The 16122-nt window shown below is 56.2% G+C and carries 17 protein-coding genes; 4 read left to right on the top strand and 13 right to left on the bottom strand.

Annotation, left to right across the window (positions count from 1 at the left end):
• Positions 1–2 precede the first annotated feature (2 nt).
• Both VFU50_14145 and VFU50_14140 read left to right on the top strand, forming a co-directional pair.
• Positions 3–650: a protein-methionine-sulfoxide reductase heme-binding subunit MsrQ gene (locus VFU50_14145; GenBank protein HEU5234001.1), complete on the top strand. Its 648-nt coding sequence runs from the start codon at positions 3–5 to the stop codon at positions 648–650.
• Positions 651–798: 148 nt separating this feature from the next.
• Positions 799–1008 carry a hypothetical protein gene (locus tag VFU50_14140; GenBank protein HEU5234000.1) on the top strand — a complete coding sequence of 70 codons (210 nt, stop codon included), beginning with the start codon at positions 799–801 and terminating at the stop codon, positions 1006–1008.
• A gap of 63 nt (positions 1009–1071) precedes the next feature.
• Here the strand turns inward: VFU50_14140 and VFU50_14135 are convergent, their stop codons facing one another.
• The 12 genes from VFU50_14135 to VFU50_14080 form a co-directional block, all read right to left on the bottom strand.
• The gene (locus tag VFU50_14135; protein HEU5233999.1) at positions 1072–2316 is read right to left on the bottom strand and encodes a GGDEF domain-containing protein; all 1245 of its coding nucleotides are present in this window, start codon (positions 2314–2316) and stop codon (positions 1072–1074) included.
• A complete protein-coding gene (locus VFU50_14130; protein HEU5233998.1) occupies positions 2313–2687 on the bottom strand; it encodes a PilZ domain-containing protein in 375 nt (124 codons plus the stop codon). The genes VFU50_14135 and VFU50_14130 overlap by 4 nt, the downstream gene beginning before the upstream one ends.
• A gap of 14 nt (positions 2688–2701) precedes the next feature.
• Entirely contained in the window at positions 2702–3148 is a 447-nt protein-coding gene (locus VFU50_14125) for a PilZ domain-containing protein (protein HEU5233997.1), read from the bottom strand.
• A gap of 544 nt (positions 3149–3692) precedes the next feature.
• Entirely contained in the window at positions 3693–5765 is a 2073-nt protein-coding gene (gene pheT / locus VFU50_14120; GenBank protein HEU5233996.1) for a phenylalanine--tRNA ligase subunit beta, read from the bottom strand.
• 168 nt (positions 5766–5933) lie between these two features.
• Entirely contained in the window at positions 5934–7046 is a 1113-nt protein-coding gene (gene pheS, locus VFU50_14115) for a phenylalanine--tRNA ligase subunit alpha (GenBank protein HEU5233995.1), read from the bottom strand.
• Positions 7047–7170: 124 nt separating this feature from the next.
• Positions 7171–7536: a 50S ribosomal protein L20 gene (rplT, locus tag VFU50_14110; protein HEU5233994.1), complete on the bottom strand. Its 366-nt coding sequence runs from the start codon at positions 7534–7536 to the stop codon at positions 7171–7173.
• 151 nt (positions 7537–7687) lie between these two features.
• Complete coding sequence (gene rpmI / locus VFU50_14105) at positions 7688–7882, bottom strand: 50S ribosomal protein L35 (protein HEU5233993.1); 195 nt, start codon at positions 7880–7882, stop codon at positions 7688–7690.
• A 314-nt stretch (positions 7883–8196) separates the two neighbouring features.
• Positions 8197–8832 carry a translation initiation factor IF-3 gene (gene infC / locus VFU50_14100; protein HEU5233992.1) on the bottom strand — a complete coding sequence of 212 codons (636 nt, stop codon included), beginning with the start codon at positions 8830–8832 and terminating at the stop codon, positions 8197–8199.
• A 168-nt stretch (positions 8833–9000) separates the two neighbouring features.
• Positions 9001–10233, bottom strand: a complete 1233-nt coding sequence (locus VFU50_14095; protein ID HEU5233991.1) for a DEAD/DEAH box helicase — start codon at positions 10231–10233, stop codon at positions 9001–9003.
• A gap of 14 nt (positions 10234–10247) precedes the next feature.
• Entirely contained in the window at positions 10248–10490 is a 243-nt protein-coding gene (locus VFU50_14090; GenBank protein ID HEU5233990.1) for a hypothetical protein, read from the bottom strand.
• A 72-nt stretch (positions 10491–10562) separates the two neighbouring features.
• A complete protein-coding gene (locus VFU50_14085; protein ID HEU5233989.1) occupies positions 10563–10763 on the bottom strand; it encodes a cold-shock protein in 201 nt (66 codons plus the stop codon).
• Positions 10764–10958: 195 nt separating this feature from the next.
• Positions 10959–12473, bottom strand: a complete 1515-nt coding sequence (locus VFU50_14080; GenBank protein ID HEU5233988.1) for an alkaline phosphatase family protein — start codon at positions 12471–12473, stop codon at positions 10959–10961.
• A gap of 230 nt (positions 12474–12703) precedes the next feature.
• Here VFU50_14080 and VFU50_14075 point away from each other — a divergent pair, with 230 nt between their 5' ends.
• Both VFU50_14075 and VFU50_14070 read left to right on the top strand, forming a co-directional pair.
• Entirely contained in the window at positions 12704–13081 is a 378-nt protein-coding gene (locus VFU50_14075) for a hypothetical protein (GenBank protein HEU5233987.1), read from the top strand.
• 330 nt (positions 13082–13411) lie between these two features.
• On the top strand, positions 13412–14830 hold the full coding sequence (locus tag VFU50_14070; GenBank protein HEU5233986.1) for a DUF5666 domain-containing protein: 1419 nt from the start codon (positions 13412–13414) through the stop codon (positions 14828–14830).
• Positions 14831–14905: 75 nt separating this feature from the next.
• On the opposite strand, the gene VFU50_14065 is transcribed toward VFU50_14070, so the two are convergent.
• A partial coding sequence (locus tag VFU50_14065) for an FtsX-like permease family protein (GenBank protein ID HEU5233985.1) occupies positions 14906–16122 on the bottom strand: 1217 nt, incomplete at its 5' end.

The raw sequence follows: 16122 nt of genomic DNA, 5'->3' as shown, positions 1-16122 counted from the left end.
GGATGATTCTTCTTAAAGTCGTCGTCTGGATTTTATGTCTGTCGCCCGTAAGTTGGCTGGCATGGAAAGCCACTCACGATCTCCTCGGCGCAAACCCGCTCAGCGAGATCACGCTGTCAACGGGCCACTGGACGCTTTACCTGCTGCTGATCACGCTGGCGATTTCTCCTCTGCGCAAGGTAACCCGCCTGAATTGGCTGATTCGCTTCCGGCGACTCATTGGGCTGTTTGCATTTTTCTATGGTTGCTTGCATTTGATGACGTACCTGTGGTTCGACAAGTTCTTCGACGTGCACGAGATCGTGAAAGACATCTACAAGCGGCCATTCGTTACTGCCGGGATGACGGCATGGGCGCTGATGTTTCCACTGGCGGTAACGTCGACAGCCGGTTCGATTCGTCGCCTGGGGGGTAAGCGTTGGCAGATTCTACATCGCCTCATCTACGTGAGTGCGATCGCCGGAGTGGTGCACTTCTGGTGGCTGGTGAAGCGCGATCTGACGCGTCCGGAAATTCTGGCGGCGATTCTCATAGGGCTGTTGGGATTCAGAATCATTGATCGCCTAGTGGCAACGCGCGCCTCACACCCGGCGATCATGAGGACAAAAACATCGAACAAAGCGGAGCCTACCGGCGTCACCCCAGGGTGACCAGCTTCCTTTGCCTGCTAACTAAGAATTTACAAAGCGGCACAGCTTGGCGCTTTCCAACTCATCCCATGAGGTCTATCTTCACCAGTCTCGCTCGCGCTTTCGAGAACGCGTGCGAGTACATCCCCCTTGCTGAATGGAGTTGATTATGGTCTCGAAATGCGTCAACCCTGCGTGCGATGTGAAGTTTACCTACTTTGGCACTGGCGAGTTGCTGGTGAAGACAAGCCCCGTTACCGGACATCAGGAGCTCTTCTGGCTGTGTCAGCGCTGCGCAACGGAGTGGCAGATTCCTACGGATCTGGTCCCGCTTCACGCAGCCAAGCCGGACCGCAAAGAAAAAGGCGCCGCGGCCTAACGGACTTCCAAAATAGAAAAAGGGCTGCGGAAACGCAGCCCTTGTGATTTGCAACTCAAATGACTAAGTGCTCACGGCGGTGCAGTTTCGTCCACTGCTTTTGGCTTTGTACAAGGCTTTATCTGCGTCGCGCAGCACTTGATCCGGCGGACGCTTCTCGCCGTCGCATGACGATGCACCGATGCTCACCGTAACCTGAACTTGATTCCTTGCATTCCGGCCCTTGGTCTTTTTCTTCCGGCGATTTCCGTCGCTGCGCCGGTCGTTACCGCGAACTTTGAACGGAGTCGCTTCGATCCGCATCCGCAGAGTCTCCAGATTGGGATATGCATCATCGACGGATTTGCCGGGAAAGACTACTGCGAACTCTTCGCCGCCATATCGAAAAGGCTTTCCGCCCCCGGAAACATCCGCAAGGCGCGAGGCAATCATCTGCAGAACCTGATCTCCGGTTTCGTGACCATAGGTGTCATTAAATGATTTGAAGTGATCGACGTCAATCATAGCGATGGCATAGTTGTCGCCTATTTTCGCGAGTTCCTGATTCAACGCGCGACGGCTTGGGAGTTGCGTGAGTTCGTCGCGATAGGCCATCGTGTAAGAAGTCTCAAGCACGGCAACGCTCAGAATGAGTCCGCCGGTTGCAAAGTACGCCGACGTTAGGTGGTTCGCCCCGCCTGCGTTCAATGCGATGAATGCTGCTACCAGCGCCCAGAACAAGGCGCTTTCGACCGGACGTCGCCGGTCAGCGAGGTAGATCAACATCACCACGCCGGCAACGATGAACACCAGCAACGCCGGCTGCGAAATGTGACTCCACTCCGAATAATTCCTTGGAACGATCGCTCCTTGCATGAACCCAGCAGCGAGCGCCTGGGCCGGTTGAGTGAGGGCGACGAACGCAACCATCACAATCTGCGCAGCGACGAAACCGACGCGGCGGCGTCCGCGAGGAGAGATAATGCCGCGATCGTGCATGAACGACAGCGCAATCAGATTCAGCGGAAGCAACAGCGCGATCGCATCAAATACGGTGCGATGAATCCCTGCCGACGAGAGTGCCGGTGTAATGAAAGCCAGGGCGCGATCGCAAAGGCCGACGATGAGAATGGCAAAAAACAACCGACTGCATTTGAACAAAGCGCTTAGCACCAGTCCGGCGCCGAAGATGACGTAGGGAAAATCCCGCCAGAACGAATCGTTCAGCTTGCCAAAGCCGTGGGCGTTGAGCGCAACCGCCGAAGCCAGCAGGATGAACCCGCCGGGGAATAGTAAGCGATAGAGAATGCGGAGCGGCTTCGAGGTCACCCGTGCTCCCCGCGTGGAACGGACCGCAACATGCGGGTGCGCTTGGGAGGCTCTTCTCCCGTTTGGCGTCCAAGCTCGCGGCACATGCGCGCGATCTCAGCTTTTTGCCGATCCTTCAGCAACACAAACTCAAATCCGTGATAGAAGGCCTGGCAATAGCGGACAGCCGCATAAACTCGCAGCGTGGGGGAAAGTTCGAATGCGATCACTTCTCCGGAGCGCAGTTGCTCCGACATGCGTGCACCGAGGCCGCCTTCACCGAAGGTGTGCCACTGTCCGCGGATGCCGATTTTCATGTCTTCGTAAGCACGGTAGGCGACCACTGGCCGATCCATGGTGTACCTGGGGTATCTGCGCTTTAATGCATACATGGGGAAACTCCTTACTACCAGCCTTTATTGGTTAAGTACCACCCGATCACAACTAGAAGCCCCGTACCTGCAGCCAGAAACCATGCGCGAGCGTTGGACCGCGAAATAGTTAAATCTGGCGCCGAGTCAGTGCGCGGTCCGAATCCGATAATCGGTGCGGTCTGCTCCCGTTCGAGTCCAGAAATAACCACCGGGCCAACCGTCCAGTTCCACATCACACGGGCCATGATCTCGCCTTTGGTCAGAAAAGCAATGCGGACCTTCTGCCCGACCGACAATTCCTTACGCCAGTGGCGGATGGCAAATCCGCTGCAGCTAATGTTCACCAGAACAGCCTGAAACTCGGTTTCGGCGCCGGGCTCGTCCACCCAGACTTTCACCGACTCCGGTTGGTTCACCCGTTCATCGCGCCGACGGTCGACAAACACCTGCTCGCATACCTGGGGTTCAGGGGACTCCATTGAGGGCCTAGTGGAAAGAAAGTAGACGAGAGCTAAGGTGGAGGCAACACACGAAGGTACCTCGGCCCGATGGACTACTCTCAATTAACTATTTGAGTAGTGGTTTGGAATCAGCAGCTTACAAGCCCATGCCGCCGCTTCAGAGTCGGTGTTTTCCGGTGGTTTGGTCCACGTGGTCTTAAATGTGCAACGTCCGTTTTGCCGAGCCTCCAACTGTCTGCACTGCTTTAGAGCGGGGTGGCTGTTACGGTGCCAAGTCTGCTGATCTTCGCGGTACGATTCAGGATTGATTCCCTGGCAGTGGATCTTTCGGGGAAATTTTTCCCGCAAGAAGAAATTTGATCGCGACACCGGCCTAAACACTCGCGATTCGTAATCGGTCAGGGAAGTAACAGGGAAGTTGAGACAACCCCTTTTTGTCACTCAACTTGGGACGGCTTAGCCGGTCGTTCTGGGGCCGGGCTCGGAACAAGCAGCGATTTCCGATCCTTACTTGTGGAGTGCGCGTTTTTCCAAGACACCAAGGCGACTGGCACGCGCTCGGCTAGGCACGCAGAGATCCGCCCAGTTGTTCAATGACCGCGATGATTTTTCGGCTCCAATCTGCCACCTCGTCATCGCGCAGGGTGCGATCGGAGGACTGGAAGACCACCCGCAGCAACAGTGAATATTTGCCGGCGGGGACCGAGCCGCCACGGAAGAGTTCGCGGGGGACAATCGCGATCATCTCAGGCATGCTCAGATTCTCGATAGCTGCGCGCAGACGGCTGTAGGGCACGCTGGCGTCGAGCAGCAGAGAAAAATCGCGCTCAACGGAAGGGAAGCGCGAGAGCCGCCGATACCGAGGTTCACGCAGCGGGACGCAGAACAAAGTGTCTAGATCGAGCTGCACGATCCAGACTGGCTGTTTGAGCTTGCGTTCGGCTGCCACATCAGGATGTAATTGCCCCAGTTCGCCGACAGGTTCTCCATTCAAGAGAATCTTCGCCGAGCGTCCCGGATGCAGATATTTGGCTCCCGGAGCTTCGAAACGCAGCGATTCGGCGGCGAATAGATCGAGCAGATTCTCAACGTCGCCTTTGAGGTCAAAGAAGTCGAGCGCCCTCGGGGCTTGTTCCAGATTTGTCTCAGGAACTGCGCCTGTGCCTGCGATGCAGGCGTTGTATCTCTGATTGACGCGGTCTCCGTCGGCAGAGAAAACGTTTCCCATTTCGAAGAGCCGCACCTCGCTTGATCCGCGGTTAAAGTTCCAGGCGAGCATATTGAGCATGCCGGGAAGCAGGCGGTTGCGCAGCAGAGGCACCTCTTCGCTTAGCGGGTTTTCCAGTGCGACTGCGCGACTAGTGGCAAACTGTTCAGCATCGGACCTGGAAATGAACGTCGGCGAGATGGCCTCGTCGTAGCCGAGGGCCAACAGGCGAGCACGAGTCTTCGCCTCGGGCATGGCATAGGGCTGCTCAACGACTGCTCCTGAGAATGCCGGAAGGGTGTTGACGAAGTTGTTGAAGCCATAAACGCGCGCGATCTCTTCGATCAGATCGATCTCGCGCTCCACGTCCATGCGCCAGGTCGGAATGGTCACCGGATACGAATTTGCCTGTTCCGCGACGGCCGCGCTCGATGCTGTACTCGAAGAACTTGAGCGCTTGGTGGTGCGAATAAAGCCGAGCCGGCGCAGAATGCGGCTCGTGTCAGTGTCGGGAATTTCCTGGCCGAGGATGCGGCGAATCTCGCCTCGATGCAGCTCGATGGCAGTACGCGTGAGATCGCGGCCTAGCGCGTCATTGTAGCCGCCCAACTTACCGCCAGCGCTTTCAAGGACTAGTTCTGCGACGCGATCGCAGGCAAGCGGAGTCGCACCCCAATCGGCGCCGCGCTCAAAGCGGTGCGATGCGTCAGTATGCATCCCTTGTCGCCGCGCCGTTCGGCGCACGGTGGCGGGATCAAACCACGCCGATTCGATGAGCACGTTGCGAGTCCTGCTGGTGATCATCGTGTCCCAGCCACCCATCACACCCGCCAGAGCGACGGGTTTCACGGCATCGGCGATGACCAGGTCTTCGGGATGCAGCTCACGCTCGACTCCGTCCAGAGTTTTGAGTTTCTCGCCCTTGCGCGCAAGTCGCACGACGATTTTGCCGCCCTCAAGCAGATCGAGATCGAACGCGTGCGTGGGATGTCCCATCTCCATCAGCGTGTAGTTGGTCGCATCCGCAACGTTGTTGATTCCGTGATGATCTTCGATCAGCAGGCGCTCAAGAATGTGCTCAGGAGACTTGTCGATGTGAACGTCGCGGATAACACGCGCCGTGTATCGCGCGCACAGTTCGGGTTCAACGATCTCAATCGGGAATGGATCGAGATGTCCTGTATTGGGAAGATGCGGTGTGATCGGCTTCAGGTCGAGGTCGTAGATGGCCGAGCACTCACGCGCGACGCCGTAGTGGTTCATCGCATCGACGCGGTTGGTCGTGATCTCCATCTCGAAGATCATCGCGGCGCCTTCGCCGGTGATGCTCTCGACGGCGATACCGGAGTGAGTCAAGTCCTCCGCCAAGCGGTGGTAATCCACCCGCAGCGGGACGAACTCACGAAGCCAATTGGGAGAAATGTGCATAGCTACCAGCGGCTAGCCACTAGCTGCTAGCCAATTCGTTTAACAACTTTGAATTCGATGGCCTGGGAACACAGCTTCTGACAGGCTCACAAAAGCTTGCCAGGTGGGCAACTCGCAATCACCACCAGCCCAAGCTAGCGGCTAGCAGCTAGTAGCTAGCAGCTTCCTTCACGCAAACTGCTCCAAAAACCTCACATCGCCCTGATAAAAGAGCTGAATGTCTTCAACTCCGTACTTCAGAATCGCGATTCTTTCTACACCCATGCCGAAGGCAAAACCGCTGTACTTCTGTGGATCGTAGCCTACGAATCCGTACACTTTGGGATCAACCATGCCCGAGCCGAGAATCTCGATCCATCCGCTGGCTTTGCACATGGCGCAACGTCCGCCGTCGAGCTTGCCGCTGCCTCCGCACTTAAAGCACGAGATCTGCATATCCGCGCTCGGTTCCGTAAATGGGAAAAATGATGGATAGAAACGTGTTCTCACGGCGGAGCCGAACATCTCTTTCGCCCAGCGGTCGAGCGTGCCCTTCAGATCGCAAAAAGTGATGTTTGTATCCACCGCCAATCCCTCCACTTGATGGAAGATCGGCGAATGGGTCGCGTCCGCAGTGTCGGCGCGATGAACTTTTCCAGGAACGATTACGCGCACCGGCGGCGGCTGCTTCTCCATGACTCGAATCTGGACCGGTGACGTATGCGTCCGCAGCAGCAGACGTTCGCGCAAAGGCTTGTTCTGCTGACCGGCAACGATGAGAGTGTCCTGGGTATCGCGCGCCGGATGATTCGGGGGGAAGTTGAGCGACTCGAAGTTGTAGTAGTCGGTCTCAACCTCCGGCCCTTCAGCGACGGAGTAGCCCATGGCTTTGAACACGGCGACAATTTCGTTCTTGGTGCGAATCAGCGGATGCTCGACGCCGAGCTTGCGGCGATTGCCAGGCAGGGTCACATCGATCCGCTCCTGCTCGAAGCGCGATGCTGAAGAACCAGATGAGATTCCCGCAAGAGTCGCATCGATTTTTTCTTCGACCAGCTTCTTAAGTTCATTCACCCGCCGGCCGACATCGCGCTTCGCCGGTCCCGGCGCGGCTTTGAGCCACTGCTCGTTGACTTGTGTGAGGATGCCGTTCTTGCGCGCCATCCAGCGGTCGCGGAGAGCTTTCCATTCGTTTTCCGATGAAATGCTCTTCGTTTCGCTACTTAAGGCAGACGTCAGCTCGCGTCCGGCGCTGTCGAGCGCTGCGGCAGAGAAATCGTCGAGCTTGGGAACGGAGTACATGGTCTCGCACTCTCGTCATTCCGAGCGGAGCGCGAAGCGCGAGAGAAAAATCCCTACTCGGCCCATGCAGTCTGGAGGTTCGCAGGGATTCTCACGGCCACTTCGGAATGGCATTCAGGAGAAGCTAAGCGCTCTTCGCCAGCGCCGACTTCGCTTGCGCGGCCAGCGTAGCAAATGCGGGAGCATCGTTCGCTGCCAACTCGGCGAGCACCTTGCGATCAAGCTCCACGCCGGCCTTCTTCAATCCGTTGATGAATTGGCTGTAGCTGATACCGTTCAGCTTGGCTGCCGCGTTGATGCGCACGATCCAGATCGAGCGATATTGGCGCTTCTTCTGCTTGCGTCCAGCGTAGGCGAACTTAAGTCCGCGTTCGACGCTCTCTTTCGCTGAGCGATAGAGTTTCGATTTAGTTAAAAAGTATCCACTTGCACGCTCAAGTATCTTTTTCCGCTTGGCGCGCCTCTTAGTTCCGCGTTTTACGCGAGGCATCGGTGAGGCTCCTTTTTCGACTACGGTTATGCGGCTGGAGGTAAGGGTCAGTACCTCTTCGCGCGCTGCGCAAATGCAGCTCTCAGCAATCAGCTAAAACATCCGGAGATTGAGAGGCCAATTGCTGATGGCTGAGTGCTGACGGCTTCCGTTAGTACGGAATCATGCGCTTTACTTTGGGCTGGTCGGCCTTATCGACCATCGTGTCCAGGTCCAGGCGCCGCTTCGTCTTCTTCGTCTTGGACGTAAGAATATGGCGCATGAACGCGTGCCCACGCTTCACCCGACCGCTGCCGGTCTTCTTGAAGCGTTTAGCAGCGCCACTGTGGGTTTTTAATTTCGGCATCGTTCCTCTGCAAACAATTCAAAGCCCCAGCAGCGTCGGAGCCGCTGGGGACTGATGTAAGTATATCAGTGCTCAGAGAATCGGGCCATCGGGTGATGGGGTCATCGGGTGAATTGAACAGCAAAATCAAAACCCGACTCGGATTTGCGCGGACCATTCGGGCCTGGATTGCCGCAGATGAGACGAGCGAAGGATTGTAACAACTAGCAGCTTCTCGCCGAGATCCCATTCCCGACTTTCCGCTTTTATCCCCAGGCGATGCATCCGCGTAATCCGCGTCGGGTTTTCATTTTTAGCCAGCAGCCAGTGGCGGCTTACGCTTGCTGCGCTGCAGGACTACCCTGTTGCGGCTTTGGAGGAGCTTGCTTCTTGCCTTCGACCTTCTTCGGTGGGGCAAGAATGGCGTGCAACGTGTTACCTTCCATGCGCGGACGAAACTCGACCACGGCGCGGTCGCCTACTTCTTTCAGCAGACGCTCGAGAACTTCGCGTCCCAGATTGGTATGCGTCATTTCTCGGCCGCGGAAGAAGATCGTGGCTTTTACTTTGTCGCCTTGTTCTAGGAAGCGCAGTACGTGGTTCTTTTTGAACTCGTAGTCGTGCTCGTCGACGTTGATGCGGAACTTTACTTCTTTGATGGTGATGACTTTCTGGTTCTTCTTCGCCGCGCGCTCCTGCTTCTCCTTTTCGTAGAGAAACTTGCCGTAATCCTGAATGCGGCAGACAGGGGGATTCGCGGTAGGCGAAATTTCCACCAGGTCGAGTCCTCTTTCACGGGCGATTTTGAGCGCCTCAAACGGTTGCATGATGCCGAGCTGAGTTCCGGTTTCGTCGATTACGCGGATTTCGCGGGCGCGAATACGCTCATTGATGCGGATAAAACGCTTGTCGATACTTTCCTCCGGGGAGTGACGCGGCTTCGGACCGCACAGATTCTCGAAGTATAGCATGGGTCCTGAGCTGCACGAGCCGGAGCAGCATTGCCTAAATCATTTATCAAGGAATGGGCGGAAGCCATGAAGCTGCTGATCTCACAAGTGCCAAGCGCCAGCTACGGGCTCAATTTAAACTTTGCCGCCTGACCGATTGGAAAAGCGCCTTTCAGACGCTGCGGTTTGCTAAACCGCAGCGTAACGCTGGAATACTTCGCCCGGCAGGCGGACCATTTTGGAACCCGGCACCATCTGCATCGGCGCGCCCTGAACGACCACGGGGCCTGATCTCTCTTCGACGGCCAGATCTTGATCGACGCTCATCCTCTCGATCTTTAGTCCCAGCGTGCGCTCAAGGTTGCGAAACTCGGCTCGATCCTGGTGTGTGACGAAGACGGATGCGACTCCGGCAGCGCCGATCCGGCCGGTGCGGCCCACACGGTGAATCAAATCCTCGGCCAGTTGCGGCAGTTCGTAGTTGATTACGTGCGCGACGTCGTCCACGTGGATGCCGCGCGATGCCACGTCGGTGGCGACGAGTATTGGCACAGTTCCGTCCTGAAACCGAGCCAGAGCTGCGTTTCGTTGCGATTGTGAACGGTCGCCGTGCAGAGTGCCCGTGCTGAATCCCTGCTTTTCGAGTTGGCGCGCGAGCCGGTCGGCTCCGCGTTTGGTGCGCACAAACACGAGGCAGCGGCCATCCTCTTCGTGGAGGAGCCGGACAAGCAATGACAGTCGCTGATTCGCGGCCACCTCAAACGCCTGCAGCTTTACGCTCGCAGCCGGCTTCGACGTCGAACCCAGCGCAATGCGTGCCGGATTCTCGACGAAGTCGCTGACGATGTGCGCCACCGCCGGATCGAGCGTCGCCGAAAAACAGAGGGTCTGACGCTGGCGCGGCAAGCTGTTCGCGATGCGGCGAATCGAAGGTAGAAAGCCCATGTCGAGCATGCGATCGGCTTCGTCGAGCACCAGGATTTGCGTCGTGCTCAACTTAACCAAGCCTCGGCGGAGAAAATCCTCCAGCCGTCCTGGAGTCGCGATCACGAGATTCGCTGTGCGCAGTGCCGCAATCTGCTGGCGCTCCGACGCTCCGCCGATGGCGAGAGCCGCAGCTGGCAGCTTCTTGCCGCGCAGTTGCTCATATTGTTGCTGAACCTGAATGGCCAATTCCCGGGTTGGCACAAGTACGAGCGCGTGAACGCCGGCTCCGCGGATACTCAGCAGCCGTTCCGCTACGGGAATCAGGAAGGCAAGCGTCTTACCGGTTCCGGTCTGCGCGGTTGCCAGGAGATCTCTTCCGCTGAGCGCGATTGGGATTGCGTCGCTTTGTATTGGGGTGGGTGTTTGAAAATTGTTGGCGAAAAGTCGCTTCCCGAGATAGTTCGAAATGGGGAGCTCAGAAAAATTGGAAATCAAAAAGTCTTCTTTCTTCAGATCGCGGAATCGAGAATAAAGGCCGAATCGGTTTCGGCGACTTTCACTGAATCCGCGGGGAGCGGTTGCGCGACAATCGGCGCAGCCTGCCCGCTGATGGCCTCCAGGGCCTCATTGATGGTGATGTGCATGCCCACCGAACTTCTCGCCATACGTCGAGCGGAAGATGATGTGAGACTGCAGAGTTGAAATCGATTTTGCACCTTTTCATTGGCGCGGTGGACGAGGACGGAACGCATGGCTAGACTCCTCTGGAACGGCGGGATTGAGCCGGAGGCAAAAGCCTCCGGCATTGTTCTTCGTTTCCGAAATTAGAGGGCGCGAACTTCTTCAGCCTGCAAGCCCTTCTGACCCTTCGTCACCTTAAATTCCACGCGCTGGCCTTCGGCCAGGCTGCGGAAGCCGTTGGCCTGAATGGCGGAGTGATGAACGAAAACGTCCTCGCCACTCTCGCGCTGAATGAAGCCAAATCCTTTGGCGTCGTTAAACCACTTAACTGTTCCTTGTTCCATTGATAGATACACTTCTTTCTTCTTTGATGTTTACGTTGAACTGGATCGGAAGTTACTTCAGGGCAGGAACTGCGTTTCAGGCGAGAACTTGCTCAAACGTCCGCGTCGAATTGAACGTAGGCTGATTATAGCACGTGAGGCGGCCATCATGGTTGGCCGCGGCACAAGCAATAAAAGCATCCGCCAGTCACCCATCTAGGGAACAAACAAATCAAGCATGCTTCTCGCGTCTTCGGCATCACCAGGGCAATGTCTTGCGTCCAGGGCCTCGCAGATGGTTCGCAGAGTGTTCTGGTGCTGGTAGAACTCTTTTGAACGAAAGCCGCTGCGAACTTTTGGTCCGACCGCGATCAGGATGACGTGACCGCCACCATCTTCGGTGTCGCTGTCGATGCTTTCATCGAAGGTGATCAGCAGCAATCCATCTTCCTGAAATTCCTCATTATTTAGCAGCGGCGTCAAATTTGCTTCCAGCCATTGATCGGCGGCGGCGAGCTTATCTGCGTCAGTGCACGGTGCGCTCGAAGGACAATCATGCGCGTCATGCCGCGCGTTAGGAGCAATGTAGATCAGATTGGGAAGGGTGCCTTCTTTGAGATCTGCGGCAAGTTGATCGAAGGGGACCAGATTCGCCGCTTGTGCTGGATCGTTGGCGACATCGGTGAAATATGCGAATGGGTTGTGATCCTTTTCATATGGATAGACGTTATAGCCGGTGTATCCCACCCATGGAAGCGACTCAGCATAGGACTTCCAGGTTTTGCCGGCCTTAGTCACATGCGCCGCGATCTCGTCTGCGGTGACACTTCCATTGAAATCACCGCCTGCCACGAGAAACTTTCCCGCTGTAAGTTCGAAGTAATCCCTGAGCGAACCATGAGTGTTCGCGAAGTATTCAGTTGCGAGCGCCCCCTTCTTTGCGAGCGCGTTCACGAACGGCATCCGTGCGTTTCCAATCACCTGACTGAAGGAATGATTTTCCTCGACAACCAAAGCAACATATCGATGATCCGGAATCCTGGAGGTGACATTGACCGTTGCTTCAGCGGATGCGCTTCCCCCAGGCCCAATCGCGGTGAGGACGTATGTGGTTGATTCCGACAGCGAGGGAGTCGTGAACGTGTCCTGAATTCCAAACTGCTGATTGGGCACCTGGTCAATGCTCACAGTCATTGCGTTCTGAGCTTGCCAGGAAATGATTGCGCTCGAATTCTTCCGGATGAGTATGGTCGTTTCCCCGTTGCATTCCGGGTCAGCGTCCGGACACACCGCGACCGCAATCGTAGGCTTGACCAGAACCGTCAAAGTTGCCTGAATTTGTGCGGTGCCGCCCGGTCCCGCAGCGATTGCCGTGAAGCTCTGCGTCGTTGTCGCGGTGATGGATCGCGATCCGTTCGGGGCGACACTACCGATTCCGTTGTTAATCGTCACTGTCGTTGCGTTCGTTGTGCTCCAGGTGAGAGTTGCGGATGCACCGGGAGCGACTTTCTCCGGCTGAATGGCAAATGTGAGGGTAGGAGCAGGAGTTGCTGTCTGACTGCCGCCGTCCGTGCTTCTGGGTATTGAACTCGTGATCCCGCGTTCGCAGCCCGCAAGATAAAGGCAAAGAACTACAAGAAGAAAATGAAAAGTGAACCGCATGGCCCAGAGCCCTTCTGCTGCACCGAGACTCGTGGCATACCTGATTTCGCGATCTCTGGCCAGAGTCACTGCTGGAATTTGAGGGGGAAACCAGCAGCTTAGGTTGCATGCCGGAGATTGGGGAGGGACCAGAAGCTCGTGCCGCAATCGGCAGAGTAGGAGCATAATGTTTCGCGAAGGTCCTTCGTCATGGGGTCTCCTAGTATTCGCGCTCAATTAAGTTGTGCGCGGATCTTAGAAAAGTTGGATCGGCAGGACGATACACCAGCCGTGGACTTACAAATCCTCGAGGAGGTCAGATGAAGAAGCTTTTTGTATTCGTTGTGGTCTTCGCCATGAGCTCGTTAGCTTTTGCGGTGAACGACAAGACCGACAGCAAGAACGCCAAAATGGAAACGGTAACGGGAGTGGTAAGCGATGCCAAGTGCGGCGCGGCCAATCACGATGCAGATTGCGTCAAGAAATGCGAAGAAGCCGGTGAGCCGCTGGTCATCGTCAATGACAAGGATAAAAGTGTGATGTCGGTTAAGAATCCCGAAGTGCTGAAAGGACACGAAGGACATCACGTGAGACTGAAGGCGCACGTATATCCCGACAACTCACTTCACATCATGAACGTCGCGATGATGAAGAATCAACCTAAGTCAACCGGTGCTGGTGGAGAAATGCATCAGTAGGTTCACTTACAGCTACTGCAAATGGCGGCCTCATGTGGCCGCCATTTGCATTTTTATCGGACGCATACGAACCAGACGCTCCGCTTCGCACCCAGGCCGAGAAAACACGTCGGCAACTTAGCGGAGAGCCTTGCTGACGTTGTTAGAAATTTGTCAGCCGTTTCTAAATTCGCAGTTATTCGGCCGGCATTAACTGAGGCAAGTATCCACTGCGCTTTCTCTCGGATATTTGATTACAGCTCTTTGACATGGACATGACACTTCATCCAGTGCTGCTGGTTAGGCTTCTTCTGCCACCCGTCTGATCGCAAAACTATTAAGGAGAGATACATGAGACTGGTCTTACGAGGCCTCATTGCGTCCTTTGCTCTCATCGGCGTGCTCGCATTGACAAGTTGCAGCGGGGGAGGCGGAGCGAAGTCAATGCTGCCGACGAACGCAAACGCGCAGAGCGCAACTGTAACCGTGAACATTGGAGATTCACCAGATGATCGCGTGGCCGCGCTTGAAGTCACGATTGCTTCGATATCGCTGATCAACGATTCGGGAACCGCAGTACCGGTGCTGACATCGCCGTTAGAGATCGAGCTACGACATCTCGCCGGAACCTTTCGTCCGATTTCGCTGAGTTCGGTGCCGCCGGGCACCTATATACAGGCGAGCATTCAGCTGTCTGCAGCCGAAATCACAGCCTTGGATGCGACCACCGGACAGCTAGTCGAAAAGGACTTGCCTGTCCCAAGTTCGCCGATCACCGTTAAGTTCGCCTCGCCTCTCGTACTAACAACGCAAGCTGCGACCGTGAATCTAGACTTTAATCTCGCGTCATCAGTGTCAATCGATGCGTCGGGAAATATCACCTTCGCTCCGACGATCGTCGCAACCACGGGTATGGTGCGCCCCGACAAAGATAATGAAAACGAATCCGAAGAAGGCGAAGTTGAGGAAGTAGTCGGTGCTGTGACTGACGTTTCCAGTCCGTCGTTCACCATCATGCTCGGTCAAGGGCCGCAGAAGCTCACGTTCCTGACAAACAGTTCGACCGAGTTCAAAGATGCGGGAAGCCTTTCGGCGATCACGACAGGAACAATCGTTGAAGTCCACGCGGTCACGCAAACTGACGGCACCCTGCTTGCGACCAAAGTCGAAGTGGAGGTCGAGGACGAAAACGAGCAAGAAGCCGAGGCCGAAGGGCTTGTCGTGAGCACGAGCGGCTCTCCGGTGACGCAATTTGCGGTCCTGGTACGGGATCGTTCGGGAGATTCAAGCAAGTCTTCGCCCCTGGGAAGCACGCTGACGGTGAACGTAAACAGCAACACGAATTTCGCCATCGACAACGACGGCTTTGACCTCAGCAAGCTGAGCTTCACGCCGATTTTCGACGCCAGCTCACTCGTGAAAGGACAGAACGTCGAAGCCGAGATGGATAGTCACGAGATCGAAGCCGAGGATGAACATTCGGGCTCAATGGCAATTACTGCGGACAAGGTCCGATTGAAGCAGCAGGCGCTCACAGGTGTGGTATCGGGATTGAATCAAAATGGGAACGCCAGCAGCTTCACTCTGACGGTCGCGTCGGATTCGGTGTTTGCGATGCTTGCCGGACAGACTGCAATCAGCGTTGTCGGCCAGGCATCTACCGAACTGAAGACCACAGTTGCGAATGGAGGAACAGTTCAAGTTCGCGGGTTGCTGTTCTTCTCGTCAGGTAAGTACAGCATGGTCGCGGCTCGCGTAACGCAACCTTGAATGAACTCCATTGCGAGGCCGCGATTGCCCTCGCGGCTTCGCATTGCCAGATCTATGGCACCGGCTTGGCCATTTTCAGATACTACGCAGACCTAAGAGTGGATCTACTTTACTGGCTGTGCGCGCCGGAACATAACAGGCCAGCCCACCTATCAAAAGCAATACAAAAGACGCGCCCATGAAGCTGGTTGCGTCAGCTGCGCTTACTCCATACAGTGCGCTAGACAGAGCACGCGCGGATAAAAGCGCCAGCACCATCCCGATGACGAGGCCAATCGAGACTAGCCTAAGGCCGTGACGCAGAACGAGCCGCAGTACCTGCATTCGATCTGCTCCGAGCGCCATGCGGATGCTGATTTCCCGTCGCCGCCGATTGACTGAATAAGACAGCAAGCCGTAGAGGCCGATGCTTGCTAGTCCGAGTGCGATCAGTCCGAAAAGGGACAGCATTCCCACGCCCATCGAGGCCGTCCAGAGTGCCTGCTCGACGATCTTACGTCCGGTTCTCGCGTCGGGAACCGGCATTTGCGGATCGATGTCATGTATTACATGCTCTGCAGGTATGAGCATCTGGGAGGAGTTCCCGGCGGTTCGAACGTACAAAACCATCGAATCGGAAAAATTTTGCCGCAGCGGTATGTAGATGCAGGAACGCGGGCTCTCTCCCAACGTCTGGTAGTTCGCATTTCTGGCGATGCCGACTATCTGCCGATAGCTGTTCTCGCCAGCGAGGCGAAATCTCTTGCCGATTGCGTTCTGGTTGGGCCAGTAACGCGCGGCCATGGCCTGGTTGATGATGGCGACAGATAAGGAGTCTTCACGATCGTCGTCGGTGAAGTCGCGCCCGCTCACAATCGGAATTCCGGTAGTTGAGAAATAACCGGTATCAATGGTGTTGAGGACCGATGTTACGGCATCAGATTTTCGCTGCTGCTCGCGGCCCTCGATCACGATTCCGTTTACCGCGCGTCCCCACAACGGCAAGTTTGACGCCCACGACGCGGAGACGACACCCGGTTGCGCCGCCAGACGATTGCGAAGCTCGCGATAGAAGTTCTCGGTGCGCGGCTTGTCGTAGCCAACTTGTCCGGGATTGAGCATGAACACCGCGAGATGATCGGTCGGGATGCCGGGTTCGATGGCCGTCGCAGGCACAATGCTGTGCAGAAAGAGTGAAGCAATCACAAGCGACACCAGCGAGAGCGCCACTTGCGCGATCACGAGGACGTTCCCTAAATGAAACCCTCGCCGGCTTCGCCCGGAGCCCTGGGTATCTTCTTTCAGCGTATCCA

It is taken from the genome of Terriglobales bacterium, assembly GCA_035764005.1.
Classification (GTDB): Bacteria; Acidobacteriota; Terriglobia; order Terriglobales; family Acidobacteriaceae; genus Gp1-AA112.
Note: the sequence above shows the minus strand (reverse complement) of the source record. Positions and strands in the feature narration are given on the sequence as shown.